At 38.6% G+C, this 26,782-nt stretch carries 24 protein-coding genes, 1 other RNA gene and 1 pseudogene; 6 read left to right on the top strand and 20 right to left on the bottom strand.

Annotated features, from left to right (window positions below; genetic code table 11):
- Positions 1–19: 19 nt before the first annotated feature.
- The gene (gene pepP / locus EGT34_RS17200; RefSeq protein WP_000775468.1) at positions 20–1,342 is read right to left on the bottom strand and encodes a Xaa-Pro aminopeptidase; all 1,323 of its coding nucleotides are present in this window, start codon (positions 1,340–1,342) and stop codon (positions 20–22) included.
- A 67-nt stretch (positions 1,343–1,409) separates the two neighbouring features.
- The gene (locus tag EGT34_RS17195; protein ID WP_001150153.1) at positions 1,410–2,042 is read right to left on the bottom strand and encodes a UPF0149 family protein; all 633 of its coding nucleotides are present in this window, start codon (positions 2,040–2,042) and stop codon (positions 1,410–1,412) included.
- A 64-nt stretch (positions 2,043–2,106) separates the two neighbouring features.
- On the opposite strand from EGT34_RS17195, the gene EGT34_RS17190 reads away from it, so the two are divergent.
- The 6 genes and pseudogenes from EGT34_RS17190 to EGT34_RS21135 all read left to right on the top strand — a co-directional run.
- A complete protein-coding gene (locus EGT34_RS17190) occupies positions 2,107–2,667 on the top strand; it encodes a hypothetical protein (protein WP_000893185.1) in 561 nt (186 codons plus the stop codon).
- On the top strand, positions 2,664–2,948 hold the full coding sequence (locus EGT34_RS17185; RefSeq protein WP_000003719.1) for a cell division protein ZapA: 285 nt from the start codon (positions 2,664–2,666) through the stop codon (positions 2,946–2,948). Before EGT34_RS17190 ends, EGT34_RS17185 begins: the two co-directional genes overlap by 4 nt.
- Positions 2,949–3,041: 93 nt before the next feature.
- Positions 3,042–3,226, top strand: a non-coding RNA gene (gene ssrS, locus EGT34_RS17180) — 6S RNA.
- A 149-nt stretch (positions 3,227–3,375) separates the two neighbouring features.
- Complete coding sequence (locus EGT34_RS17175; RefSeq protein ID WP_000046989.1) at positions 3,376–4,749, top strand: tyrosine-type recombinase/integrase; 1,374 nt, start codon at positions 3,376–3,378, stop codon at positions 4,747–4,749.
- 89 nt (positions 4,750–4,838) lie between these two features.
- Complete coding sequence (locus tag EGT34_RS17170) at positions 4,839–5,327, top strand: CC0125/CC1285 family lipoprotein (RefSeq protein ID WP_000718101.1); 489 nt, start codon at positions 4,839–4,841, stop codon at positions 5,325–5,327.
- Between the two features lie 115 nt (positions 5,328–5,442).
- A pseudogene (locus tag EGT34_RS21135) lies at positions 5,443–5,559 on the top strand (SOS response-associated peptidase); the annotation flags it as partial.
- 78 nt (positions 5,560–5,637) lie between these two features.
- Here EGT34_RS21135 and EGT34_RS17165 read toward each other — a convergent pair.
- From EGT34_RS17165 to EGT34_RS17075, 18 genes are all read right to left on the bottom strand, one after another.
- Complete coding sequence (locus EGT34_RS17165) at positions 5,638–7,284, bottom strand: phosphoethanolamine transferase (protein ID WP_001207327.1); 1,647 nt, start codon at positions 7,282–7,284, stop codon at positions 5,638–5,640.
- A gap of 281 nt (positions 7,285–7,565) precedes the next feature.
- Positions 7,566–9,884 carry a TonB-dependent receptor gene (locus tag EGT34_RS17160; protein WP_060454635.1) on the bottom strand — a complete coding sequence of 773 codons (2,319 nt, stop codon included), beginning with the start codon at positions 9,882–9,884 and terminating at the stop codon, positions 7,566–7,568.
- A 481-nt stretch (positions 9,885–10,365) separates the two neighbouring features.
- A complete protein-coding gene (locus tag EGT34_RS17155) occupies positions 10,366–10,911 on the bottom strand; it encodes a glycoside hydrolase family 108 protein (protein WP_001019739.1) in 546 nt (181 codons plus the stop codon).
- Positions 10,912–10,952: 41 nt separating this feature from the next.
- The gene (locus EGT34_RS17150; RefSeq protein ID WP_000433907.1) at positions 10,953–11,342 is read right to left on the bottom strand and encodes a hypothetical protein; all 390 of its coding nucleotides are present in this window, start codon (positions 11,340–11,342) and stop codon (positions 10,953–10,955) included.
- 67 nt (positions 11,343–11,409) lie between these two features.
- Entirely contained in the window at positions 11,410–14,835 is a 3,426-nt protein-coding gene (locus tag EGT34_RS17145; protein WP_060454634.1) for a host specificity factor TipJ family phage tail protein, read from the bottom strand.
- Positions 14,828–15,190 carry a hypothetical protein gene (locus EGT34_RS17140; protein WP_000835160.1) on the bottom strand — a complete coding sequence of 121 codons (363 nt, stop codon included), beginning with the start codon at positions 15,188–15,190 and terminating at the stop codon, positions 14,828–14,830. The genes EGT34_RS17145 and EGT34_RS17140 overlap by 8 nt, the downstream gene beginning before the upstream one ends.
- Positions 15,187–15,693, bottom strand: a complete 507-nt coding sequence (locus EGT34_RS17135) for a DUF1833 family protein (RefSeq protein ID WP_000368388.1) — start codon at positions 15,691–15,693, stop codon at positions 15,187–15,189. Before EGT34_RS17135 ends, EGT34_RS17140 begins: the two co-directional genes overlap by 4 nt.
- A complete protein-coding gene (locus EGT34_RS17130) occupies positions 15,693–16,091 on the bottom strand; it encodes a hypothetical protein (protein ID WP_000277448.1) in 399 nt (132 codons plus the stop codon). Before EGT34_RS17130 ends, EGT34_RS17135 begins: the two co-directional genes overlap by 1 nt.
- Before the next feature lie 92 nt (positions 16,092–16,183).
- A complete protein-coding gene (locus EGT34_RS17125; protein ID WP_000721057.1) occupies positions 16,184–16,771 on the bottom strand; it encodes a hypothetical protein in 588 nt (195 codons plus the stop codon).
- A gap of 90 nt (positions 16,772–16,861) precedes the next feature.
- Positions 16,862–21,172: a tape measure protein gene (locus EGT34_RS17120; RefSeq protein WP_000046573.1), complete on the bottom strand. Its 4,311-nt coding sequence runs from the start codon at positions 21,170–21,172 to the stop codon at positions 16,862–16,864.
- A 127-nt stretch (positions 21,173–21,299) separates the two neighbouring features.
- Positions 21,300–21,563 carry a hypothetical protein gene (locus EGT34_RS17115; protein WP_001275792.1) on the bottom strand — a complete coding sequence of 88 codons (264 nt, stop codon included), beginning with the start codon at positions 21,561–21,563 and terminating at the stop codon, positions 21,300–21,302.
- 1 nt (position 21,564) lies between these two features.
- Positions 21,565–22,245 carry a hypothetical protein gene (locus tag EGT34_RS17110; protein WP_000721572.1) on the bottom strand — a complete coding sequence of 227 codons (681 nt, stop codon included), beginning with the start codon at positions 22,243–22,245 and terminating at the stop codon, positions 21,565–21,567.
- 104 nt (positions 22,246–22,349) lie between these two features.
- On the bottom strand, positions 22,350–22,808 hold the full coding sequence (locus EGT34_RS17105; RefSeq protein WP_000274931.1) for a helix-turn-helix domain-containing protein: 459 nt from the start codon (positions 22,806–22,808) through the stop codon (positions 22,350–22,352).
- Positions 22,809–22,816: 8 nt separating this feature from the next.
- Entirely contained in the window at positions 22,817–23,116 is a 300-nt protein-coding gene (locus EGT34_RS17100) for a DUF4258 domain-containing protein (protein WP_000335868.1), read from the bottom strand.
- 502 nt (positions 23,117–23,618) lie between these two features.
- Positions 23,619–24,134: a hypothetical protein gene (locus EGT34_RS17090; RefSeq protein ID WP_001185585.1), complete on the bottom strand. Its 516-nt coding sequence runs from the start codon at positions 24,132–24,134 to the stop codon at positions 23,619–23,621.
- A 69-nt stretch (positions 24,135–24,203) separates the two neighbouring features.
- Positions 24,204–25,121 (bottom strand): phage tail tube protein, encoded by a 918-nt coding sequence (locus EGT34_RS17085; protein ID WP_000094278.1) that lies wholly within the window; start codon positions 25,119–25,121, stop codon positions 24,204–24,206.
- Between the two features lie 52 nt (positions 25,122–25,173).
- On the bottom strand, positions 25,174–26,352 hold the full coding sequence (locus tag EGT34_RS17080; RefSeq protein ID WP_106451095.1) for a phage tail protein: 1,179 nt from the start codon (positions 26,350–26,352) through the stop codon (positions 25,174–25,176).
- The gene (locus EGT34_RS17075; RefSeq protein ID WP_000064593.1) at positions 26,352–26,705 is read right to left on the bottom strand and encodes a hypothetical protein; all 354 of its coding nucleotides are present in this window, start codon (positions 26,703–26,705) and stop codon (positions 26,352–26,354) included. Before EGT34_RS17075 ends, EGT34_RS17080 begins: the two co-directional genes overlap by 1 nt.
- Positions 26,706–26,782 lie beyond the last annotated feature (77 nt).

Here is a 26,782-nt window from a genome sequence, read left to right as displayed (position 1 = left end):
CTTTGGCGAATACGTTTAATTATGCTTTAGCTTGCGCCATTAAATGTTCAATATCTGCAATATCTTTAACCACGTCAGCCGTTAAAACTCGTGGGCCTTTTGAGGTTGCGACTACATCATCTTCAATACGAATGCCAATACCACGCCATTTTTTATCTACAGTTTCGTCATCTAGTGCAATGTATAAACCGGGTTCAACAGTAACAACCATGCCCTCTTCATATTGGCGCCAGTCGTCATCTTTTTTATAAGAACCGACATCATGTACATCCATACCTAACCAGTGGCCTGTACCATGCATATAAAATTGACGATAAGCTTCTGTTTCAATCAGCTCACTCACATCACCTTTGAGTAAACCTAAATCAACTAAGCCTTCCGTTAAAATTTTGACTGCAACCTCATGAGGCTCACGGTACGAATTACCTATACGTACTGCATCAATCGCCGCATATTGAGAGGCCAATACCACTTCATACAATGCTTTTTGTTCGGGGCTAAATTTCCCGTTTACGGGAAAAGTACGGGTAATATCCGATGCATAGAACTCATATTCACATGCAGCATCAATTAAAACCAAATCACCGTCTTTAAGAGCTTGGTTATTTTCAACATAGTGCAAAATACAAGCATTGGCACCGCCACCAACAATACTGTTGTAAGAAGGCACACAGCCGTTTTGCCCAAATATATAATTGAGCTCGGCTTCTAATGCATATTCCATCATGCCGGGGCGAACAGTTTGCATTGCACGAGTATGTGCCTTAGCACTAATTGTTGAAGCAATTTGCATCAGCTCAATTTCTTGCGGTGATTTAATTAACCGCATTTCATCAACAATGCGATCAAGTTGAACTAACTGGGCTGGAGCGGCTTCATGACGATGCTCGGCATTCGCTTTTTTGATCCATTGGCTTACTCTGGCATCAAATGCAGCATTGTGTCCGATTCGATAATAAAGACGCTCTTTATTTAATAATTTTTCAATAATTTCTTCATCAAGCAGATCAATTGCATAAGCTTCATCTGCTTCGTACTCTTCAATTGCGCCGTCAATTCCCGCACGATAACCATTCCAGATTTCCATCTCGCGATTACGTTCACGGCAAAAAAGACTATAGCTATAGTCAGTAACGTCATCAAAGGTTTCAATGACAGCAACTGCCTCAGGCTCTGCAAAACCCGTCAAATAGAAAAAACTACTATCGGCACGGAATTTATAATCCGCATCACGATTACGGTACATTTCCTCACGCGTCGCAATAATTGCAATGCTGTTTGGACCCATTTTTTCTGCTAGACGGTTTCTGCGATGTTGAAAATCAGCTTGAGGCAATTTCATAATGATCTACTTAATTTAGAATTTTAAAGTCAAAAAATTAAACACAGCCAATAACACATCGCCTCAATTAACTTGGGCGATGTGGTGTAAACATTTCTACAATATTTTGATCAGCGGTGCCTACAGTAGAAGTTTTACTTTTTGCATAAAAGTTTTTCAACAATGAACTTTCAGCCACTGTTACTTTCTTTCTACCAATAGATAAGCTCACTGGAATAAGGCGTACAAATTCATACAATTCTTCGTAACTGCTTTCGCCTTCTTCGTCGTTATCAGAGTCTTCAAATTCTACTGCTGCAACATCTTGTAAATGTTCGATCAATTCACGCTCATCTGTACGAACATGTCCCGATGCCAAACCAAAACCGAGCACAACGCCAGCACACCAATCTGACAACGCTTGTACACGGTCTTGAAGAAGATGTTCATCATCTGGAAGCATTGGTAAATAGTCCAATTCATCTTCCGATAATGCATGTGCTACATCTTCTGCTTCATCTGTTAAAAGCGCTAAAGCTTCTTCATTTAACTCAGGCACATTAAGAGTTGTTAAAATTTGTGTCCATTCTTCACGCGTAGGCGCTTCTGTCACACAAACAATACCTGTTAATAAACCATGTAACTCACTAGGGCTTGAAATTTCTTCAATTCCTTCAAAATGAGCGTTCCATTCTGTCCAGCCTGAAATATCGTCTTGCATTCGTTTATCCAATCTCTATACTTCGTATATATTACCTTTGATTGCAATTCTGTGCGACCTCGTTATGTTAGAACAATTACAGCGTCTACAAGCGCATATTGGCGTTTTAAAAACACGCTTACATCATCTAGAGAGTGAAAATTCTGCTCTCTCGGAAGCTAAAGAACTGGCTGAAACAGAGCATCACGCACAAGTTGTGCAAAAAAATAGCATCATCACTAAAAAACAAGAGGAAATTGAGACATTAACTGAGCAACTCACTCAGTTACAAGGCCAATTTCAACAATTGAATCAAGATGCTAACACACTTGCAGAGCGTTACAGCCGCCTAGAAAAAAGTACAACCGATTTAAAAAATCGTTTTCAGGAAATTTTGGCAGAGCGTAATGAATTACGCGTTACCAAAGAAAAACTTCAGTCACAGCAACGTCAAACTCAACAAGAGTTACACGACTTGCAGCAAGATCGTGACCGTTTGTTACAAAAAAATGAACTTGCCAAAGCAAAAGTTGAAGCCATCATTCAACGTTTAGCAATTTTAGGTACAGCTCAAGATCAACATGCGCAAGAAATTCAGCAACTTGCTCATCCAAATGCTGAAGCTGGTGAGGAGACACAATCATGAGTGAACAAGTCATGGTAGAGCTTCGGCTGATTGAACAAACTTTTAGGCTTGCAACGACTTCTGATAAAAGAGAAGAGCTTGAACGTGCAGCTGAGCTTCTCAATGAAAAATTCAACGATATGCGCCGTAGTGCACCTCGTGTTGAGCATAATAAACTTGTCATCATGGTAGCTCTACAGCTCACCCAAGAAGTGTTAAGTTTAAATAAATCTTTGCAAGAATATGCGCATTGTGAACGTTTACTCCAGACTATTTTGGAAGATGTTGAACAAATAGTGTAAACAATTCGCATAAAGCTTCATCAAACGCAAAGTAAGTTTACAGTTCGATAGGCTCAGATGATTGCCAACGAAGTCAGATCAGTTATACTAAAGCTGTCTCTGGGATGTTCGCCAGCCGGTCTGATTCCCCTGAGCCGATATCATCTCTTTAGGATGGTGTTCTGCATATTTAGAGCGTATGCCTACCCCGAGTAGGAAACCCAGCAAGTATGCGTCACCTCCACCTTGAACTTTAGGGTTCAAGGGTAACGACATGCAGCGGCATCTTCGGAGCATTTATTTTTAATAGATAACAATAACTTAAAACAAAATCCCCTACTTAAAACTCTCTTTTTTAATAGACCAAACCTTCAAAATAGACTCTTAATAGACTTCACAATTATTGTATTGTATCGTTAGGTATTGCTTTGTATTGCTTAATTTAAAGATGGCTCAACACATTAAATTTACTAAATCGGTAATAGACTCTATTCCTTTGTCTGAAGAGAAACAAATCTTTTACAGAGATACAGTAACTATAGGATTTGGCTTATGTGTGGGCAAAACTAAAAGCTATTTTGCTGAAAAGAAAATGCCTAATGGCAAGTCTAAACGTAAAGTTATTGGAAAACATGGCGTCTATACATTAGAACAAGCCAGAACTGAAGCTAAACGGCTTCTTATCTTGATGGATGAAGGTGTAGATCCAGTTAAGCAAAAGCGTGATTTACGAGCTTCAGCAATTCAAAATGATGCCTTACAAAAGCTAGTCCCTACCCTTAGTGAAGCTTACCAATACTATAAATTGCGTAAAAAGCTGGCGGAAACATCTTTAATTGCCTATGACGGATGCATAGAAAACTACTTTAGTGATTGGAAAGATTTAAAACTTGACCAAATCACCAGTGCAATGATTATTGATCGTCATCTGAAGCTTTCGAAAGCAAGCCCTTCCCGAGCTAATCTTGCATCAAAATTTTTACATGCTCTCTTTAACCATACGATTAGCAGGTATAAGGATGAGTCCGGGAATAAAATTCTAAATATAAAAAACCCGGTTGTTATCGTTAAAGAAGAAAAAGCTTTCAATAAAATTAAACGTAGAAAAGGCCATGTTCGTGCAGATCAGCGCGAAGCATGGGCATTGGCTGTGGCCACTACTTATTGGATGGGTGAACAAAATAACGATTTTAGAGCGTACACAAACCAAGACTTTTTATTCTTACTTGCTCTAACTGGTTTTAGACGTAGTGAAGCAGAATCTGTTGAATGGAAAAATGTAGATCTTCAATTTGGTACCATCAAAATTATTAATACGAAAAACCATGAGGATCTTTTGCTACCTATGGGTGATACCCTTTGGCACATTATGCGTGAACGAAAAAAACGTGCCGGTGATAACAAATATGTCTTTACCGATAGAAATGGTGTTTCCCATATTTCAGACCGCCGAGCAGCACGTGACAAAGTAACTGAGAATTCTGGTATCGAATTTACGTTCCATGATTTACGCCGCACCTTTGGCACTATCGCGAACAGCTTGGCCATAGGAAGCTATACGATTAAAAGGCTAATTAACCATACCACTGACGATGATGATAACGATGTGACTGATGGATATATTCAAGTTTCTTTCGATGATTTAAAGAAAGCTATGAATATGATTGAAGACGTGATTATTTCTGAACCAGTAAAAGCATTAATCAAAAGTCGCTTATATTTCGAGAAAAATGAATCGAGAAATCAGGCTCAAGAATTAATTAACCACCACATTCAAGTGTTAGATAACTTTAAAATGGCAGGCCAAATTCTAGATTTTTAGAACTCAAGTTTTAAGAAATCCTTAAGTAATTGAAAAATTCTTCTAAATAGTTAAAATTAATGTGACGCATTTATCACTTTATATAAATTATGAAAAAGATATTTTTAGCTGCTTTAGCAACAATTGGTTTACAAGCCTGTACTACACCTTATCAAGAAATGGGGGCTTCTGGTGGCGTTGAAGCCACTATTATTGATGATAATGTCTTTCAAGTACGCGCATCTGTAAACGGATATACCCATAAATCGATAGCAAACCAGTACGCATTACGTAAAGCTGCTGAAGTATCTAAATCGCTAGGGTGTAGTTATTTCTCAGCTATTAACAATACAAGCCAGAGTTACAATCAAAATATTTCTAAAGTTGATGCTGGCCTTAAGACTACCCCAAATGGTGTCTATTATGTCTCAAGTGCTGGTACACAATATAAGTTAATTAAACCATCCAGAAACAATACCTATGTTTGCTTTAATGAAAAGCCAAACACTGTTTTGCCTGGTTTAATTTACAACGTTAAGTATGTTCTGGGTTCTCCAATGCCTACAGGTAAATTCAAAGTTCCGAATAGCTGGCGTTAAAGATATATACCATGAGGGTGAATAATAGCGTCTACAGTCTATTATTTACCCTCTTTTTATTTATATTAGTTATGATGGAAAAGTAATTTCGAAAATCATAAAGAGGTTACTTTGTATGTGCGCGAACTATGAACCTATAAATAAAGATCGAGTTCACCTACTAGATCTATTCGAACCGACATTCGACTATAAGAATGGTGTTTATCCGGGTTACGACTGCCCTCTTATTTTTTAAATATAAAAGAACCAATACATTTTATAAAACGAAGCAAGTCTATTTTGCTTCGTTTTATATAAATTAAAAATATATTTATTTACATTGGCTCAACATATCAAGTTTGTTATTTACTACCTGAGTTTTTACATCCAGCAAACTTAACAAACTTGGGAATAAATTATCCTGACTTAACTTTTGTTTAGTTTGTTGGCTTAAACAATTCACTTGAGCAAGATTATGTTGTTTCCAACTTTCAGAGAACCACATAATCATTGGTACATGTGTTTGTTGGCTCGGTGCGATTGCATAAGGTGAACCATGTAAATATAAACCATGTTCTCCGGTTGATTCGCCATGATCAGATAAATACCATAAACCTGTCTGATACTTTGATATTTCTTTTAGAGTATTAATCATTTGGCTTAATACATGGTCTGTATATACAATTGTATTATCATAACTATTTAGCAATTCAGTTTGCGAACAGCCCTGTATCGCATTAGTATCACAAGTCGGTTTAAAAGGTTGATATGCCTCAGGTGCACGCTTGTAATATGCAGGTCCATGACTACCCACTTGATGCAGAACAATCAAACGCGGACGATCATCATCTTTGGCAATAGTAGCCAAATACTGCTTTAAGCTGTCAATGAGAATGTCATCATAACATTCGCCATCTTTACACCATTTTTTCTTTAAGTTTTCTGGAATCTGGTATTGTTCAACGCGATCACATGCACCTTTACAACCCGAGTTATTATCAATCCAAGTCACTTGGTAACCCGCACGTTTTGCAATATCTAATAAACCTTCGCGGTGACTAGCTAATTGCTCATCATAATCTACACGTGGCATACCCGAGAACATACATGGCACAGAAACAGCTGTCGCCGTACCGCATGAGCTCACTTGCGAAAAGTTGAAAATATCTTGTTTAGAAAGCTCCGGATTCGTATTTTTTGCATACCCATTTAGAGAGAAACTTTCGGCACGTGCCGTTTCACCTACAACAAGTATCATTAACTTAGGGAGGTTCTTTTGTACTTGCTGAACTTGATGAGCATCTTGTCCATATATCACAAGAGGCAGATTTTTCTTCGGAGCCTTCTTATGATAGTAAGACATAAGCGATGAAATACTATTTTGCGGTGAAATCATCCCTTTTAAATCACGATGCTCACGAAATATTGCAGCGAAATCGACATAGTAAGTAAAAAGTAAAACACCGACCACTGCAAATGAAGCTACCAGTGAGAATACTTTCTTCAATAACAACCGTGATGCTTTTTCTTGTTTAAATTTAACTTGAGTAATTAAAAAAATGGGCAAAATAACAAAAAAAACTGTCCATAAAACAAAGCGTAAAGAGATTAGATCGGTAAATTCCGAAACATCGGTCTGCACCATATTTTGAATTTGGTCGGGTGAAATAATGACACCCAATGTGTTTACAAAATAAGAGCTAAAGCCACCAATAAATATCAATAAAATTGCAAAGATTTTGGCAGTCCATTTCCAATTTATTAATTGAAAAATTAAATTATATGCCGCTATTAAAATAACTAATGTCGCCCCTAAGAAAAGAACTGACTTAATACCATTATAAGGTGTAAGTTGATGGATTTTTTTAAAAAAACCTATATTCAGAAATAAACCTAGCCAGATAGATAAAAGCAAATTAAAATTTAATAGTGTAACATCCTTGCATATTTTTTTGAATTTAAAAACATTAAGTGCCATTTTTAAAAACCATTAAATATAAAAAATGCTAAGATTAGATACCATACCTTAAAGAAAAATTAAAAAAGAACCTTTGTAATATTCTTTATTTATATGACGATGGCTCCTTGAGCTAAAAAATCAGTTCATTATTTGAACACATTTTATAAATAAAAAATTTTAAACTTTATAATTGATTATTTTAAAATCTTAAAACCGATTAATTATTCGGCTTTAAGACTATATTTTTATTACTAAATTTGAAGACAGGAGATAAGAACTAACTTTATATCTTTAGCAACCTAAATATGCATAGTTATCCCCAGTTGAAATGCTCGCCCTGGTAGAGGGGCAATATATTTTAGAGGAGAGTTTTGTGGTCTAGCCTCTTCGTTCAGCAGATTTGTACCATTTAAAAATATATCAAATGAAGCATTTTTAATCTTTAATTTTTTATCTATCTTAAATTCAAGTAAGTTGTAACCAGATAAAGGAACTTCCTGTATTACATTCTTACCTAGATATCTTGGCTCATCGTAGTAAATACTTGAAATTTTACCTTTCCAAGAATCATTTCTCCACTCAAGAAACATGCCATAACGATTAGTAGGCATATTTGGTAGGTAAACTCCATCATTAGCTAACCTTATATCTGTAGGATTAACAGCCTTATTTTTAACAAAATCAGCTAAACCACCTAGTTTAATATTCCCAATATGAGCTAGATTAAAATCATAAATTAAATCAATTTCAAACCCTTTGACGTCAGTGTCTGTCTGTTTCCAGTATTTTAAAGGTAATCGATTTTGCACAGCAACACCTGAATGAGATAAATACATATAATTTTCAAAATCCATTTGATACCCAACAAGTTGCATGACCCAATTATTCCAATTCAAAAACATACCTAACTCTAAACTTTTAGATTTTTCTGGTTTGAGATTCTGGTCGCCTTCTTCTTGTGCCATAACAGAATAGTGAACATTACTTGAATAGAGCTCATTCACTTCAGGTGCTCTTTCTGAAATACCATAATCAACTTTTAAATTTATAAAATTATTAACCTTATATTCTCCTCCGATAAAATATTGGTTTAAATTATATTTTCTATTTTCTATTCTTGAATTACTAGCATTTCTTGCTAGTTTAAAATCATTATCTTGAAGCTCATGTTCAATTCTTTCAAAACGATAGCCCGTATTTAAAGTAAATTGTTTGATATTTAATTCTTCTTGTAAGAATATAGCTTTACTAATAGTACTTACATTAGGTAAATAGCGCTGAGTACCACTTCCTTCGATATTCCTATTTTTAAGGCTAAAACCAAGTATCCCATCTAATCCCTTAAAGGATGACTGTTTCATTATTAATTCAATTAATTGATTATCAATTTTATACTCATTAGCTTTTGCAGTACCAACATATTCTCCAGATTTATTAGAAAGCTGTTGAAAATTCAAACTTATCTCTTCTGCAGAGGAAATTGGTTGGATAAAATTGGAATTTAATACAAAACGATTTTGATCTATTTTCACACCAACCGGTAATGTTTCATAAGAATCAGCAAAAGATTGATTTTGTAATGAAAATCCTGGTACACCATATTCACTTTTTTTCTTATCTGCACTCAATCCAATGAAACCTTTATCAAAAAAGTATGTTGTTCCAAACCCAATATTCTCATTCTGAGCATAACTGTTACCTAATTTTTTAAAATAATTTGGTGTAACATCCGTATTGATCTTTTTTATTGTATTTTGCGGAGTATTAGGTATGTACTCTGGATTTTTTGGATTTATATATGTTTTTCCTCCCCATATAGATGTGGGCTTATCTGTATAAAAAGAAAAATCGCCATCTGCCCAATCAGGATTCTCAGTCATAAATTTATCTATGTATGGTTGTGACGACTTGTTATAAATATGTTGGACTCTACTATCTTTTTGACAGGAAGCTGCTAATGCACTATTGATCCCACCTGAATTTGAAAAAATCTGGTCTTCACATAATTTGGCTTTACTATTTCCTGGAATTTTATAAGAAGAAATTTCATATTCTGAATATCTTATATTTGTAGACCAGTTTTTTTGATCATTGATGTTAAAATTGAACCCCTTTACATCAAAATCATTAAATCCTTTCCGAAAGACAATATCTAATTTGTTTGGCTTTTCTTCAATTTTTTCAGGAATTAAACCCGATTCTATTTGAACACTCCCGCCTATTGCATTTCCGCCATAACGAATATTATCTGTATTTTTGTTCACTATCACTTTTTCTATAAAAATTGGATCGAATGGTATATTAATATTTCCACTAAATGCATTCATTCCATTAATAAATTCTCCATTTTCAATTACTCCAACCCGATTTCCACTCAAACTACGTATAACTGGTGCACCTGCATTGGGTCCAAATGAAGTACTTTGTATACCTGTTATATTTTTAAGAGCATCACCTATTGTATTGGAACTTTCTACTTTTTCTTTGTCCACCACATAATTTTTTTCCTTTAATGCATTTGCCTTAAAAACAAGAGGCTTTAAAATTGCAATTCTCTCCTCAGCTTGCACTTGCTGAATTGCTATAAAAATTAACGGTAAAGCTGCCAAAGGTTTCATAATCCCCCCCTTTTTTAAGAAAAGGTTATATTATAACATAACATTAAAAAAACAATCCCTATACATCCAAGCACTTTCATTTATTAGTAAACAGAAAATGATGATTCAAGTTAAATAAGTAGTTTCTTTATTCATTTGATGCTTTTTGGATTCTTTTAACAGATTGAAAAGCTTCTCAACTACAACAGAAGAAATTTCATTACACAATTTAAGGATAGAAGTATGTGCACAACCCTAGGATGAAAGATAGAGGATTATCAAGCTATACAATAACAAACATAAGACTACTCGAGCTTTGTAGAAGTATGTGAATTGAAGTTTATTAAATAGCCCTGATCATTCAGGGCTTTTTTTTATAATGCTCTAGCGCAAATTGAGACATTGACATTGCTATTGATCGTATGAGCTGTGCATCCTGAAAATAGAATGCACAGCAATGTAATTGTTAAAGCTATCTTTGATCGTCTGCAATGAAAGACTTTCATATAACAACTCGATTGGCGATCCAACCATAGAAAAACTGTTCCTGGCTAGGATTGCGTTCACAGATTTCAATGTAACGTTGCCCTTGCATGATATTAAGAACACGCACCAGGACTTTTTCGCCGTCTTTTCCACGCTTGGCCAGATAAGTTTTGAGTGCATTAAGAGTTGCTGGACCATAAATTCCGTCAACTGTTAAATCTGGCCAACCTGCTTTACCTTGGTTATTCAGCAAATTTAAAGCACGCTGTAAGAGTGGTTTTGCAAATCCGGTACCGCAATTTACCCCAGTATCTAAAAGCTCTTCAGCAACTAACGAGCTAATTACATTCACTTGATCAAATCGCGGATCTGTCCAATACTGCTTTTTATAAATGGCTTTGGCCACATCAAGCGGTAAATCTTTCATGTTGCCCTTAAAGCCGTTAGTACGTGCTACTGCTTCAGTAATACCGTACTTTGTTTCACCGCCTCGATCTGCTGGGTTGTTTACGTACCCGCCCTCACGCTTAATTAACTCGTCCAGATATTGTTCAATGTTCATTTCGGTTTCCTTCAGATGTAAAAAACCGCCCGAAGGCGGCATTAGCTGTTTTCAATGTCTTTTCTGGCTTTCTTAAACTCTTTGATCACTTCAACGATCGTTTTACCTTCCTGTTTATCTATAAAATTAAAAATCCAACGGACTAAAGCCCAACCGGGTAAACCACAAACAAAGAAGAACCCACCTAGAGCAATCATCCCCCATACATCAGTAACCCATTCATGAAGTCCCCACTTCACAATAATGAATGAGCCGCCAGCCAAACTTGATACAACCGTACAGATCAAACCAACTGCCCACTCTTGTGGTGAGCGTGGCATACGAGTCATTAATACAACTGCTGCAACCAAACCGACTGCTAAAGTCACCATGATTGCAATCCCATATAATTTTAAAAGTGCTGTAAAACCGCTAGTGGAAACTGGTTCCATTAATTTCTCCAGAAAATTTAGGTAATAAAAAAGCACCCGAATTGGGTGCTCAAAGTTCTTATAAGGTTTAAAGGGTTTGTAAGATTTTCCCTCCATTAATCAATTGAGTTGTCAGTGGTGCAACTCCCACAATTGCAGGTCCACCTGGCCCCGGCTGACCTTCAGTTGTGCCATGGTATTTCCAGTTCCATGTTCCATCATTAGTAGACTTGGTACCACGTTCGCCCCAGTTTCCGCCATCACCTGATAATGGGGATCCATAACGGTCATTTTGGGTTCGGTAGCCTTTTCCGGGTACCGAAGCTTCGGCATCAGTAATTTTTAAGACATTGAAGTAACTTCCAAAATACCAGCGCCAATCTTGTGAGTCGCTTGAAATTGGCTGGCCTGTCATGACCCGTCCAAATGGTGCACCAGCTCCACCCGGAATACCTTGAACACCATAAGACAACCCAGTGTAAATACCGCTTGGTGTTGCTCCACCACCAGATCCACCTCGAGCTAGAGTGCCGCCATCAATAATCAGGTTTAGTTTGCTGTGCCGGTTCAATAAACCGGGTGCTCCCTGAAACCCATCACGTCGGGTTTTAGTAAAGTTGTAATCCGGATCGGACTCCCATGCGCCAAATGCCAAATGAGGTAAACCGCCATCACCACCACGCCCAACAACAGCACCTTTAATAGTCAGATTTACCACCAGATCAGGTGGGAACTCACCAGTATCAATGGCGGGTAGTTCAGTCGCTGCAGGGGCAATAAATTCCTGTTTCGGCGGACTGGAGTTGTAGTCGAATTTATAGACAAATCTGGTTTCCGGTCGATAAGAACTCGAACTAGAAACTAGTGCACCAGATTCAACTACAAAACTGATTTCGCCAGTCGTTGGCAAATCCCCTCTTTGCATCTGATATAAACGCGCCAGATTAATATCCAGCTGGTCATATCGAATGTAAATTGGAGAATCATCAACCGGCACGTCAATAAAGTCTTTATCGTTGAGGTAATAGCGCTCATCGTAATTAATTGCTGTAATAGTATTAGAGAACTGGTCAACCGGTTCTCTTTTTGCAACCAGATAAGGCAATGAACCTTTAGTATCATCATTAACTACTGTATAGATGGTATTTACAAAATCATCAGGACTTAGCTTTAAGGCCCCGTTCGGCAACCGCCCTAAAACCACCTTATTTTTGGCTGAACCCGGTGTAACAGGAATCAGGTCCACTGTGCCATCCGCCATTTGCAGATAAATCACATAGCTCTTGCCTGCAATGAAATCTACATCATGGCTTAAGGTGAGGACTAAACCTTCTTGCTGTACCACCTCACCGCTTTGATGAATACCATTGCGATAATCCGCTACAGCAATCCGGTCACGTAAAACCAGTAATTCTGATTCTGGTGCCGCATCAAAGGTAATGGATTTGCGCTGGAAGCGCATCTTGTTCCAAATCCGGTATGCATTGAAATGCGCTTGCCACTTGTTTCGTACACCAACAGATTTCACCTCTTTTGGGTTTTTGGCTCCTTTATCCGGTAAATAGATATTGATACGGCTATCGTCGGTCGGATCCGTGTATTCATAGATCAGTCCGTCGTAGTCATCCATCACGCCAAAGGTCAGGTCATGCTTGTAACTATCCGGAATGATATTCCTGAAGTTAAACAGCATTACCGAGTTATCAGTTGGCCGTTCAAAATAAAGCTTGAGCTTATTGTTTTGCCGATATGCAGTACAAAACACCGCATCACAAAGATTGGTAACCAGCTCTTCAAAAGATAGATTCGTATCATCAATGGTAGTACAGAACTCAGCCGCTAGCGGCGTACCAAAATAATCAACTACATCATTATAGGTCCGATAGATGTTTTCAAGATCAATCTCATCGATCGAACGGCGGCCAATCTTGTCATCGAGTGCCATAGATACCAAAGCATCAGCAAAGCTAGACGTTGGATATAGCTCTGTTGTCATTGCCCCGTTTTTATAAGTCGGCAACATTCGCTGAAGATCAAAATTGATCTTGCGGGACTTAACAGATAAAGCTCCAGTGGTTGCATAAGTACGCGCACGAAAAACCGTTTCATGTTCATACACTGTGCTTTGTAAAGGATAAGCACCGTAAAGCGCCTGCCACTTTACTTCATCAACAACTGTTGTGACTGTCGGAGTCGGAGTTAAACGGCGTGCACGGACACTACAACGCCCCTGAAACGTGACCATATCAAGTGTTGCACCAACGGTCTGACGTGACTTTGCCGAACCTTTCAAAATGATCTGCTTCAGCATCGGATTACCAATCGCTGCACCAGATTCATTTACCGGTGTTACTTCAACTTCAATCGTGACATTAACAGCGGCCCGATACCCACCTGGAGAAACGGTATAAAGTCCATTGGTGGCCACAAAATTACACAGCACCCGGCTACGTTCAACATTGTCCAGAATGAATGGACCAATCCATTTTTCACCTATTGAACTGATCTTTGGTGACAAAGCTGCAGTTTGTTGGTTATTTAACTCTTTAAGCTTTAACCAGTTAGCATTAACGGCCGCCGGATTTGATAACGTCATACGGTCATCAGCTACCGATAGAACGCTATAAGTACCATTTAAATCAAAAGTCTGGCCATTAAACGTGAATGAGGCATTGGTGATTTCTACGCGGTCATTACTTACAAACTTAGTGGTTAAATCTGTGTTGTTTGCCGTTGCCCGAAGAATCTCGTTTGGATATGCAAAATGAAGGTAGTTCGTACCTTCTAAAGATTGTGTATCAGCAGGACGTAAAACTTGGCCATTAACAGAAGTTTGATGCTGAACCGTTAGTGGCGGCGTGGTAATTTCGGTACCAAGCGAGAAATATGGCTCACCTGAAACAATATCTACACCTGGTCGAAAGACTTCTACCGATGCGCCAGCAATATCGACAATATTGGTTTCACCGTCATAAGCTCCATTGATTTTATAGTGTCCACGCCCAATACAGCCCACTACATGCTCAACTTCAACGTTGTTTTCATATACCTTGTAAGGTACTGCGATTAGGTCGGGAGTATTCCACCCAGCTCCATAGTTATCAGCAATACGACCATTCACCCGGATCTTGTTTTCCCGGTTAGAAAGTTCATTGTTTGCTGAAGAAGACTGGTTAGTATTTTGAGTCGTTTGTGCTATTGATGGCGTTGGCATTAAAAATGCGATCGCAATACTAATCACAATCGAAACAATAGCCGCGACCCATTTAGGGTTCTCAACTACGATAAAAGTGCCCGGTAAGAAATCAAGCTGCTTTAAGTCATATGCATTCTTTGGTGTGACTTCATTCGCAAATGAAATTTCGGCATGATCCATATTGCTTGTAGTATGAAAGATACGGACATGCTCAGGCATATGTTCATATTTTGAAGTGAGCCATTGCCCAATGGTTTGAGCCTGCTCAATTGTCTTTTCTTCAGACAAAGCGTCTTTTTTATAAATAACTTTAATCATAATAACTGACCCGATTAAACCCCATTTCCATCACAACCTCTTCAGGCAAATAAGTGACTCCGCTTTCCATGAGGTGAAGAATCTTTTGCCCACGAAAAAGCCCCACATGCGGGGGCTTATTTCTTTGTCTCGGATGGAAGGCGACTATGCAGCCTTCCTTGGGCATGGGTAGCGGATTTAAAAGTTTTAACCGTGAAGATAAAAAAGTAATTTTGCCCTTAGGCTGCATAAAGAGTTCAAGCGCTTCAGCCCGATCTATGCCATATAGGTCCATTGCAGCTTCATGAACAAAGTGAACACAGTTGTAGTGATCCTCGTCATATTGCCTATCGAGCAAATGATCATGACTTTTCATATAGCCCCCTTCAAACCACTAAAGCGATCCAGTGCAAAAATGTCCCCAGTTTTAGTGGTATTTAATCGTGGTGATTCAGCCTTGAATGTCACAGCTTTATGGTTCATGGCGACACTTGAGAGTTGCAGTCCAAGTAAATAAAACATTGGAGAGTTCAGATTGTCTGAACTGTAAATCCGGTAATTTACGGTTGGCTTTACATCTGGATATTGCCCTTCGATTACCCGTTCAAACTCATCAGGCATCACATCACCTAGACCAGAGATAGAAACGGTTAATGTCTGGTCCAGATCACCAAGCATTCCGGATCTTTGTATAGAGACTGGCAAGAACTCATAATAGACCTGACCGGATCCTTCCTTATGTTGTACATAGACACCTCGGTCATCATTACGGACTACCCGATAAGTATTCATAAAAGAAGGATGTGATAGCTCAATACACTCCAGTTGATAGACATCAACTTTCCGATTGAAAAAGAACTTGGCATATTCGTTATCCATTAGACCTCCCAATCTTTAATTAATGCTATATCGGCATTCAGGTTAGGCTGGTTTTGAACAACTTCGAGCTGCGCGTTCACACGATATAAGTTGCCGTTGACTTCATTGGTCTTGAACGAGTTTGGAATGAAATTGCATAGATATTGCTGACGTGTTCCCTGATCAATCACCAAATCCGCATAAAATGAGGCTGGTTTGTTCTGGTAGACCCGCCAGAAAGCCATCATTTTATTGAAATCGGTTTTACTTAAGTTCCAGTTCACATCAACAATGTGGCTGTTACGTTTCACATCGATGTAATAGCGACCACGACCGCCATCCATCTGCTGACGTTTCACATCATCACCCGGTGTTACGCCATAGCCGCTGGTCTGAGGATTTAGCTTTAACTTGTACATAACTTTCCTTCAGGTAATAAAAAACCACCCCGAAAGGTGGTTTGATGAAATAAGGTTTAGATATTTAAATTAATTACAAAAACGATTTAACATTAAGAAATCGATTTAATAATAGTTTCTTTACCATCTTCAAAAATCTCTTTTACTACAAACTTGCAGTAGGCTTCATCTTGAGATGGTTCAGTCAGTAAAGCTGGATTCACAAAATCTTTGATCTGTTTTAAACGGATCAATTCATAATTTCCATTTCTTTCCAACTGATAGTCCATTTTTACATCACAACTATACATAGTAGTTGACCCAATAACAGAAGTAAGCCTGAAAGTTAACTTCTTATTTGCGGGTACTTTAAACTCAAAAAACTCTTCACCATTATTTAAACTGATTGTGGGTTTAGGCATATTTAATTTTTTGGGCTCATGCATAGAGCCATACTTTGTTAAATTATTTGAAATCTGCTTAGTTATTAGGTTTTTTGAAATTTTTTCACCCTCATTATTTTGATAAGTAATATAGAACTGCACCATGGGAATATTACTTCTATAAACCCTTAAATTTGCAGTATTTCCCGAAACATCATCCTGATACATATTTGTGGATCTTACGAGATTATTTACCGCAGGAATGGCACATCCCGTAAGGCCTAAAAGTGTTGTAGAAATTACAATTATTTTTTTCATGTCTTAACCATCAATTTTAATGCCAACAGACTCTATCACCTTGAAATTTAAATATTATGAAAATGAACCCTCCGAAAAGGGTTCAAATTATTAAGTACGATTTCTTCTCGCTGTCGTATTCTCAGTCAAAGACCGACTAATGGTTGAGTTTGGATTTGCGATTTGATCACTTACAAGCTTAGGTACCGTTCTTGGAAGCTGCTTATCCAGTTCATCTTTAACAATGATCCGGACTGTTTGCTCGTCCAGTTGTTCGGCTTCAACTGTCGCCCCACTCACCTGATTAATCACTTCAATTTTGAAATTGATTGTCGGTGAAGCTGGCTCAATTGAAGGCATCATCTCAGCTTGAGGGCGTGAAGTACTTCCTAAAGTAAAGTCCTGAACATCATCCAGATTTGAACGATCCTGAACTAAACCATTGGATGAGAAGTAGACCTTGCCATCATGGAATAAGTCTAAATTTCCAGAAGAAGCTAATTTAGGTGTGTCTCTATTACCCTTATAGATAATCTGAGTATCTTGAACCGGTTGATTAAAGATGTCAGCCTGCTTTTGGCTTTCTATAAAGGCACTAGAGCTCATCATTGCACGGCGCATGACACTATCTGCCAAGGCATTGTTATTGAGAAAAGCTTCAGGGTTTGCACTCTTACGCATTTTCTCGACTAAGCCAACACCGCCCCAGCGTTTAATATCTTCTTGGGACCAGACCACCTCTCCTTTATGGACAATACCAGCAGGCTGATATTTCCCACCTGATCCAGTGTAACCACCGTCAGCAAAGCCTTGATCTTTAATTGCCCGGATGTTTGCAATGATGCTTGCACCTTGTGCAATAGCACTTGCAATTAATGGGATATTTGCTGGAAAACCAACACTAGCCGCCTTTGCAATACTTTGCTGAATAGAAATACCTGCAGCTGCAATGGCATAAGCTTTATCAGCAGCAAACATGATCTTGTATGCTTTTGATTGCTCGCCAAACATTGAACCAAACATCGATGTGAGTGAACCCATCATTTGGCCACCAAGAGCAATTTGAGCATTCAATCGATCTTGGTGATACTTATCTTCAATATCCTGAGCATTCTGAGCATATTCGGCAGCGATCTGATTGCGTTGGTCCTGAGCAGCTTGAATGATAGCTGTTTTCCGGTTTTCGAAGTCCTGTTGCTTGATGAGTCCTGCTTCCATGTGTGCATTTAGAACATCTAAACCATTTTTTTCATCAAGATCAGTAGCAGCAAATTGACTATCTGCTAAATCATTTGCAGCATTTAAACGGCTAAATCGTTCCTGATCCTGTCTGAAAAATTCTCCGGTACCATTCATATCCGCTTGGATACCACCCCAGTTTTGAACAGCATTATTCACTTTATCGCGTGTCTCTTTATCCTGATTGGCTTTAGATAATGCGATTAGCTTTTGCCGCTCTTCTATAGAAAGCTTGGTATTCTTAAGAATTTCCTCCCGTTCGAGTCTGTAACGTTCCTGCATGGCTTGCGTTTCAGAAAGCAGAGATAAACGGGCTTGAAACAACCGCTGTTCCTGAGCTAGTTTTAATAACCCTAACTCTTGCTGTTTTTGCTGTTCCAGCAATTCAACAGCTTGCTTCTGCTCAAACTTACTTAATTCAAGGTCATGAGCTGCATTGAACTTTTTACGGTTAAAGGACTCTTCTAGTAACTGTTCCTCGGTTTTCTGGAACTCCTTATAGTCTTCCAATTTCGTTCTAAGGGCTTGTTTGGCTATAGCAATATCATTATCTGCACGACGATTTATTTCCGCCTTTATTTCTGCAGTACGTTCCGGGCTAAAGTTTGCTTTATCAACATCCTCCAGTCTTGCCTTTCTATTATTGTTAATCCGTCCGACTTCACTAGCCACCTCATTTTCAAGTGACCGTTGCAAATCCTGTTGACGTTCAAGTTGAGATTGAATATCACCAGCTGCTTTATCACTTCCTTTACTTGCACCACCTTTCACCTTGCTCTGCATCTTGGGAGATTGATGTAGAAGCTTAAGAGACACTCCATCCTCAAAGATCACTTCACTGACATAACCACCTCCCTTGCTGTCATACCATGTCTTGATATCTTTCACAGCAACATTGGTCGTGATTGGTGTTCCTTCAGGCATTGAAAAATCAATACCTTTATGAAATGAAGAAGCCCCTTTAGTTGGGGCTTTTCGTGGACCATAATTAGAACTGATCTTGTAGGAAGTTAAAGGTTTTCCTCCCGCCTGTAATCGAGCCAGATGTTCATTAGAAACTTTCTGACCTGACAATGAGCCACCATATCGGACGTCAAGATGTGGACCAGTACCAATACCGGATTGACCGGAAATACCGACCAAGCGTTTAGTAAGTTTTGCTTGTTTTTCAATTTCCTGCGTCTGCTTTCTTTTAGCTTCAGTTAATTTATCTTCTCGCTCCTGTTGTTCTTCGATGATCTTGAGATTTCTAAGTGCGCTATCAATTTCATCTTTAGACAAAATTGCACTCATTCCTTTAGCTTTTTGCAGTTCTAAAATGGCATTAGCTTGAGCAACAGTGTAACCTTTATCAAGCCAACCTGATTTATAGATTGAATCAATAACGCTATCTTTTTGCTTGGCTTGATAATCTTGCAAAGCCTTAGTTGCCTTTTCTGCTTCAGTAGCAGTATTTCCTAAAGCATCCGCTTGTTTTTGATGCTGAATTGCCGCATTTTGTGCTTCATTACCTCCAAGTTTCACTTCAACTCTTAATAATTTAAGTTTCTCAGCTGATAAACTTGCTTTAGATGCATTGTCATCATACTGCGCAGCCTGTTTTTTCAGATTTTCATATAGATCTGTAGGCAACTTAATTTTATTTAGACGTTCAATGGCTTCTGTATAGCTGATAGTTCCAGTTCTCGCTTCTTGGGAAATTTTTTCAACCTCCCTATTTCCTCGTGCATAGTTCTCGATATCAATTAATGCAGACCCTACAGCACGCGATGATTTCTCTAATGCTTTATTTTGTGCATTAAAAGCAGTAGTTAAATCATTAACTGCTTTAGCCTTATCATTGCCAGTTAATTTTTTTAACTCCTCATCAGCTTTCTCAGCAACTTTAGCTTGTTCAGCAAGCTTTTGCTTTGCCTCCTCTGCCTTATTATTAAAATAAGAATAGGCTGCCGCTAATCCCATTACTCCTAATGTTGCAACTCCAGCCCACCCACCAATTAATCCAAACGCCCCTTTAGCTAGTCTCCCTGCAATTGAAGTTGCAGTATTTAGCTTAATTTGAGCTGCTGTTTGTGCATTTGTAGCAGCAGTTACTGCTGCCTGTGCTTGTGCGTATCGAGTTGCTGCCGCTGTTGCGCCAAATTTAGCTTGGGTTTCTGCATTTGTTGCTCGCACATTCGCGAGATGAGCTTTTGCTGCATTCAAAGCAGCGGTAGCTTCTGCATATTCTGCTTGAGCATTTAATACAGATGCTTGGCGGCTCGCTAAAGTTGAAGCCATTCCCTCTTTAATAGCAGCGCTCTTCATCAAAATTGCACGAGTGATATATCCAATACCAACTACTAAAGCCCCATCAGCAATTAAATCTAAATTACTTGCAAGAGTTTGAACTGATCCAGCTAATACCTGTGCCGCACCACTTCCCTTACCTGCTTCGCCAACAAATTTTGTGATCTCGTTGTTTAGGAGTGTGAGAGACTGCCCGATTGTGATATCTGTTTTAGCAAAAAGAGCATCAACATCAGATTCTACATTTCTAAGCGCTTTTACAATTTCTTGTGAAGTAATTTTTCCTTCAGCTGCTACTGAACGTAATTCACCTACAGTAATACCCATACCTTTAGCAATAGCCTTTGCTAGTGCTGGGGTTTGCTCCATTACAGAATTAAGTTCTTCTCCACGCAACGTTCCACTAGCCAAGGCCTGCCCGAACTGAACTAAAGCTGCATCAGCAGCTTCTGCGCTTGCACCACTAATTGCTACAGCTTTAGAAACTGTTTCAGTTAAACGTGCTGTGTCATCCATTGTGAGGTTTAAAGTTTTGGCATTATCACTAAAACGCTGGTAAACCTGTAACACAGAATCCCAAGCTGAATAGGTTTTTTGAGCAATTCGGAAAGTGTCTTCCGTTGCTTTATTTAGTTCAACTTGATTGTTAGTGACTAACTTAAGGCGATTTTGTAATCCAGTATATGTATCCATCTTTGAAATGGCTGAACCTACTGTTAATAAACCAGCCATGTGTCCAGCTAAAGCTCTGGTGGCTACAGACAAGCTGTCCATAGACTTAGATGCAAATTCACCTTTACGTTCAATGCTAACAAGTTCATTGCCTAGATTACGCGCATTACGTTCAGCATTTTGCGAATCAATAACAATGACCAAACGGGATTCTTGTGCCATTTTACTTTCCTCTAGGCAATAAAAAACCCACTCAATGAGTGGGTAGTTCTTTTTAAGTTAAATATAATTACCAAGCAGGGTAGTTAAACCAATTTTAAAAAGCATCCTAGGGTGCTTATGCAAGATATTATTTATTCTCATGGTAACGAAGAATACTAGCTACTTTTTGAAATAAGTAGCCTGCAAGGAATCCATTAAATATAATTCCGATTCCTGTTGCTATCATAACTCCAGACCAAACCGTTTCTTTACCATAGTAAGAAGCTACTTCAATTCGACCAAATGCAAGAATAAATAAAAAACCTGCGATAAAGCCAAGAGCTATTAACACCCACCCGATAGCATTACAAACTTCACTTTCTCTCATTGGTTTATATTGTGGTGCACTCATCTTAATCTACCTTGTTAAAGTTCTTCAAAACTTTGTAAGTAATATCTTGATTAGTGGCATCAATTACTTCCAATAAAGCACCTTTATAACCTATTTGCTTAGATTGGCTTAAATCATATTCAACATCATTATTGAATGCAGGACGTGCTTGATTACTTGAGAATTCACGGTACCCGACATTAATTTTATTTCCAAATTTTCCACTATAAATTAATGTTTGTTGGAAGGAATTATCTGATGCAATTGCTACTGTCTTCATAGTAGCTTGATGTTTATCAGTACAGTTTTTTGCATTAAATACTGTTACTACACAGAGCTTACCTTCAGTATCTAACATAACTACTTTAAATGGGTCAGCTAAAGGGTTTTTCTGAACCATCCCCCCACCACTGACAGTGTTGAATGGCTGAAAATATTGCCCTTTTTCATTTTTGCCTGTTTTTAAGTAAATGCCTGAAGTAAGTGAATAAGCAAAACTAATTTTAATATTTTCAGGGACGTTTAGAACTTCACGATCAACCACCATTCCCTGTTCAAGCATTTGATCCCCTACAAATGCTTTATTAACTGATCCAATTGGCGGTTTGCTTATATTTTTAGGTATAGCTTGATAATTATAGGCTGGAGTAGCGCACCCCACCAACCCAAGACCAATTAAACCCGCAGCCAATATTTTTTTCATGAATTTCACCGTTTGTTATAAAGTGTACTAACTTTAACAAACTGGTTACTAAATGTCACATAAAGGAAAACCACCCGAAGGTGGTTTCTATCAAATAAAACTAACTAAGCTATTTCACAATTGGTTTGATGCCATGAATGGTTATTTCCATATGAAAAACTAATTTCACTTGGTACTAAAGTTCGTTCCTGATGATTTAATGACTCAATCATACTTCTTAGTTTGCCATCACCTTGAACATGCTCTTTATATAATGCACGAAGTAATAGCTCAGTAGGTTTACCAATTAAACCGCGATCAGCTTCCCAATGTCTAATACTAGTCTCACTGACTCCTAAAAGCCCAGCAAGATTCTTCTGTGACAAGTTTAGTTCTTTACGTAAAAAACGAATTTCCTCACCATTCAAGTCAGGCTTTTGCGTAATTAAGAACAACCCAATGGCATTATGAAGCTCATGAACAGATTCAATAGATACGAGTTCACCATAGTCTTCATCATTTTCAATTGTAAATCCATTGCGCAGCCAAATATTGCTCAGACCGCATTCTTCATAGTGATACATAATTTAGCCTACTCTCTAAATGTAGTGACTACTACTGAGAATTCACCGTTCTCGCTCTGCTTGATTGCAACAGCTGTTGTTATGTATTCGCCTGCAGTGCGAACAGAAACATTTAACTGGCAATCACCACGAGTATTTGGGTACGGCCCCTCAGTAATATCTCCATGCTCAAAACAGCAAATAATTTGCTTCATAGAGATACAGCGTTCTTTCATTCTTTCTTTTGCATGTGCAGTTAACTTGATTTTGCTAGTATCTCTAGCAAATGCTCTAAGTTTTTGTTTAGCTTCAGTTAATGTTAAACACATACAAGCAAACACCAAGGTTCTTGGAAAGAGTAAAAGAATGCTGAACCGTCAAATATTGACGGTAAGGTGATTATTCATCATTTGATAATCACGCGCAACACCTTAAAGGTAATTTTCTGTCAATCCAGATCAAGTATTTTGTAACATCGACTGCGTTATTTTGAGTCGCGTTTAAGAGCAACTGCTTAATTGTTTGACGTTTTGACCAAATTAGGCTTTTCAGTCCCTGGCAATACCTAATTTGGTCACTTACCTTTGCTTTTGGTTGATATCTTCTTATGGCACTCCTCCAAAAACAAATTATCCAACGCAAAAATACAGTCATTAAAAATATGAGCAGCCACTGGCAAATCATTATGCTCAGCATAGACATTGATAGCCTGCTGATCTAAAGATAACGGTATGCTTTGCTCATAACGTCTGGATCGACATATAGTGCTAAATGCCGAAAGAATTGAATCAGCCGCATACGAATATTCTGGCGGATCCGGAATACGGCCGCCTAAGAACTTGATTTGCTCGATTTCGTGCGGCGTTTTCGACGCATACGTTTTTTGGTATTTGTAGAGCTCCATGACTTTCCCAGAATTAAAGCCTTGTCCTTGTCTGCGTCTTCCTGAATCTTCTGGGCCTGTTCTTTAATGAATAGCCAGATTGAAATACCAATATCACCAAGATTAAGAAGCTTTGAGGCATTCTCAGGTGTATATGGCTTTTCGGACTCAACAGTTTTACCGTCTACGATTTCGGCAAATACCACACCTTTCCAGTCTTCGATTAAGTGGGCCGCGCATGCATCCATTAAAAGCTCGTGGTAAAGCTTGGCATCTTCATCTTTGACCATCACATCATAGCCTTTAGACGAGATCTGGTTTCCTGCCCGTTCAATAGCTACCTGAAAAGGCTTATAAGCGATACCACGGACTTTGAACTCAGCCTGTACATCGCCATCAGCACCCTTGTATTCACACCATTTTGATACGTCTGAGCTTTTAATAATTCCGACTTTTAAAGCCATAACAACCTCTAATTTTTAGAAATAAAAAAGCCCATGGGTTTCCATAGGCTTTGTTACTGAATAAGTTGATTACACAAGAGCACGTACAATCGTTGGACTGGTACGCACTTGGGCAAAATTGATATCTATTGTAATAATGTCATCGCCACCACCATCAGGGTGATTTGCTTCCTTAACTTCAAGTTGCGGGAAGTTAAACGAGTACTTACTGCCTTTGGTATCTGTAATATCGAAGGTCAATGTAAATACATCACGGGTTTTAATAGCATCAATCCAAGAAGCAGATGTTGCTGAAAACATGAAATTAGCATTTACGCCAATATCCATCATTTTCTCTAAGTAAAACTCAGGCGTGTACTTACCAGAACCGATACAACGGATCGCTTCCAGATTATTACTAAAGTTGATGGTAAGTGTCTGCAGACAAGCTTTACCCTGAATTGATTGACCATTAATAAGTAGCTTTTCAACATTTGGCATACTCACCAGAGGGCGAGTCGATGCTGGAATAGGATTTGTAACAGGATTAACCTGCTGTCGCGTAAATGAGCTACCTACTAAACCAAAGTTACCAGTGATTTTGCCTGTGGTCTGGATCGTCATTTCACCTGTATTCACTTGAATACCACGATAAATAAAGACTTGACCAATATCTTCAAAGACTTTTACCAAGGTAAGAGACTTACGTACTCCACCACCAAAACTTAAAGCATTTGCAGCCCAGTTATTGAAAGCGAGAACATTTAAGAATAAGTCAAAGGTACCTAGTGATAATTCAAACTCTAGTTGACCAGTTACTTCGGCTTCCGTTACAACAGCGCCTTGGCGAAAACGTGAATCAACTACTTCACTGCTATCTTCAGTAGTAACATTTTCAGTCAAACTATCAGTAACACGGCGAACGGTGTACCAGACTGGATTTGCAGGAGTTGTTCCTAAAACTGCTTCCTCACAAGCATATAATCGAATTTTTGCGCCTGAACTCATTTATGGTTCTCCAAAATTTAGGCAATAAAAAACCCGCTGTTTAAGCGGGTTATTAAAGTGTTTCGTCTGTTTCTGAGATTTCTGGCGGTTCCACGCCATTCATGGCTGCAGCAACTGCCTGAGATAAGTTAGTCGGCTGGAAATCCACTGGTGTTTCACTCAACGGCTCTTCAGGCTCTGGTTCAGGTTCTTCATGCAGACGGATATCAATCCAGCGGCCTTCTGGAATATCAAGTGGATTTTCGAGATCAGCTACAATGGCTGCCTTTTCCACATCAAACTTACGTTTATAAGTTTTAATAGAAAGATCACCATTTTCTAAGGTTGAATATTCAACTGCTACTACCGTATTACCGTTGGCATCCTTAGGTACTTCGATATACCAACCTTCCTGTGCAAAACCTAATGAGCCTTTCACTAAGTAATCACCAGTACCCAACTTATCGAAAGTGATTGGTTGCCTTTCAGCTTCGTCATTGAGTTCAATATGATCATTAAACAACTTGACAATAGGTGATGCTGCTTTAATAAAACCATTTCCATCAGTTGTAGTATTTTGTGCAGTTAATAAATTAAACCAATTAGACCAAGTACCACTATTATTAAATCGATATTTCAGTACAGAATATGACGCTGCTTTCCCAAGCTGAAATGAATGGCTTCCATCTGTATATACACCCATTGAGCGTCGGGTACAGTGTAAAAAGAAACCATAAGGACCAATACTATTACCAGTATCATTTGTTAAAGTGTCATCTGTTCGAAAAAAACCATTATTAAGAGGAGCAACCATATCAGATACACGAGAACCTTCAGCCCCCATCCCCCAATCACCGACTCTTAGTGCTCGTCCCGGCGTAGGATCATATTGACTTGTTGTTGATGTGAGTATGGCAGCAGTTCCTAATCCCAAATTCATTCTAGCTGTCTGTGCATTATTAGCTCCTAATCCTCCCTGAGAAATTGATAAAGGGGTTGTGAGTCCCTTAAGCTCACTAATATCACTATTTACACCACTTGCCGCTGCACCTAGGTTAGCTCGTGCACCCGCTGCCGTAGTTGCCCCCGTTCCACCTTGAGAGATAGCTGCAGTACCAACTACTTGAGAAAAGTTGGGTGCCAGATTGGGAATACCTGACGCAAATGGCAACATAAACTGCCGCTTGCCCTGTGAGGCGTTATATGGGAATGGCCGATGATCCCAACTAAATTTAAAAACAAGATTTGCCATTATGCTGTTACTCCGTCAATCACTTGGAAAGTCAAAGTTTCAGTGTGCTGTGTAGTGCCACTAACTACAGCTTTAATATCCATCTGACACAGCCCTAAAGGCCAAGTTGCAGTGCTTGCACTAGATTTAATGTTCAGCCACCCTTTCTGTGTGCTTTGGCTTAATGCAGTACAAGTTAATGTGGCCACAGTAGCACCATCAGCCAGAGCTTTAACCTGTGAAGTGAAGGTATAACCTGTAAGATCAATTGCACGGCGCACATCATCTGGTGGATATTGCAGGGCTTCATCCATATCAACTAGCTGAAGATTTAAGTTGAAAGTGTCACCACGCTTAAATACAAAATTGCTCATAAGTGATTCCTATAGACATAAAAAAACCACCGATGAGGTGGTAGTGATTAAGACATAAAGTACCTCTCAAAATGGAG

The sequence above is a fragment of the Acinetobacter sp. FDAARGOS_558 genome (genome assembly GCF_003937785.1).
In the GTDB taxonomy this organism is placed as follows: Bacteria; Pseudomonadota; Gammaproteobacteria; order Pseudomonadales; family Moraxellaceae; genus Acinetobacter; species Acinetobacter baumannii.
Note: the sequence above shows the minus strand (reverse complement) of the source record. Positions and strands in the feature narration are given on the sequence as shown.

Bases quoted from the DNA above. Each gene is read 5' to 3' on its own strand.
- pepP (WP_000775468.1), bottom strand. From the start codon at position 1,342: ATGAAATTGCCTCAAGCTGATTTTCAACATCGCAGAAACCGTCTAGCA.
- EGT34_RS17195 (WP_001150153.1), bottom strand. From the start codon at position 2,042: ATGCAAGACGATATTTCAGGCTGGACAGAATGGAACGCTCATTTTGAA.
- EGT34_RS17190 (WP_000893185.1), top strand. From the start codon at position 2,107: ATGTTAGAACAATTACAGCGTCTACAAGCGCATATTGGCGTTTTAAAA.
- EGT34_RS17185 (WP_000003719.1), top strand. From the start codon at position 2,664: ATGAGTGAACAAGTCATGGTAGAGCTTCGGCTGATTGAACAAACTTTT.
- EGT34_RS17175 (WP_000046989.1), top strand. From the start codon at position 3,376: ATGGCTCAACACATTAAATTTACTAAATCGGTAATAGACTCTATTCCT.
- EGT34_RS17170 (WP_000718101.1), top strand. From the start codon at position 4,839: ATGAAAAAGATATTTTTAGCTGCTTTAGCAACAATTGGTTTACAAGCC.
- EGT34_RS17165 (WP_001207327.1), bottom strand. From the start codon at position 7,284: ATGGCACTTAATGTTTTTAAATTCAAAAAAATATGCAAGGATGTTACA.
- EGT34_RS17160 (WP_060454635.1), bottom strand. From the start codon at position 9,884: ATGAAACCTTTGGCAGCTTTACCGTTAATTTTTATAGCAATTCAGCAA.
- EGT34_RS17155 (WP_001019739.1), bottom strand. From the start codon at position 10,911: ATGAACATTGAACAATATCTGGACGAGTTAATTAAGCGTGAGGGCGGG.
- EGT34_RS17150 (WP_000433907.1), bottom strand. From the start codon at position 11,342: ATGGAACCAGTTTCCACTAGCGGTTTTACAGCACTTTTAAAATTATAT.
- EGT34_RS17145 (WP_060454634.1), bottom strand. From the start codon at position 14,835: ATGATTAAAGTTATTTATAAAAAAGACGCTTTGTCTGAAGAAAAGACA.
- EGT34_RS17140 (WP_000835160.1), bottom strand. From the start codon at position 15,190: ATGAAAAGTCATGATCATTTGCTCGATAGGCAATATGACGAGGATCAC.
- EGT34_RS17135 (WP_000368388.1), bottom strand. From the start codon at position 15,693: ATGGATAACGAATATGCCAAGTTCTTTTTCAATCGGAAAGTTGATGTC.
- EGT34_RS17130 (WP_000277448.1), bottom strand. From the start codon at position 16,091: ATGTACAAGTTAAAGCTAAATCCTCAGACCAGCGGCTATGGCGTAACA.
- EGT34_RS17125 (WP_000721057.1), bottom strand. From the start codon at position 16,771: ATGAAAAAAATAATTGTAATTTCTACAACACTTTTAGGCCTTACGGGA.
- EGT34_RS17120 (WP_000046573.1), bottom strand. From the start codon at position 21,172: ATGGCACAAGAATCCCGTTTGGTCATTGTTATTGATTCGCAAAATGCT.
- EGT34_RS17115 (WP_001275792.1), bottom strand. From the start codon at position 21,563: ATGAGTGCACCACAATATAAACCAATGAGAGAAAGTGAAGTTTGTAAT.
- EGT34_RS17110 (WP_000721572.1), bottom strand. From the start codon at position 22,245: ATGAAAAAAATATTGGCTGCGGGTTTAATTGGTCTTGGGTTGGTGGGG.
- EGT34_RS17105 (WP_000274931.1), bottom strand. From the start codon at position 22,808: ATGTATCACTATGAAGAATGCGGTCTGAGCAATATTTGGCTGCGCAAT.
- EGT34_RS17100 (WP_000335868.1), bottom strand. From the start codon at position 23,116: ATGTGTTTAACATTAACTGAAGCTAAACAAAAACTTAGAGCATTTGCT.
- EGT34_RS17090 (WP_001185585.1), bottom strand. From the start codon at position 24,134: ATGGCTTTAAAAGTCGGAATTATTAAAAGCTCAGACGTATCAAAATGG.
- EGT34_RS17085 (WP_000094278.1), bottom strand. From the start codon at position 25,121: ATGAGTTCAGGCGCAAAAATTCGATTATATGCTTGTGAGGAAGCAGTT.
- EGT34_RS17080 (WP_106451095.1), bottom strand. From the start codon at position 26,352: ATGGCAAATCTTGTTTTTAAATTTAGTTGGGATCATCGGCCATTCCCA.
- EGT34_RS17075 (WP_000064593.1), bottom strand. From the start codon at position 26,705: ATGAGCAATTTTGTATTTAAGCGTGGTGACACTTTCAACTTAAATCTT.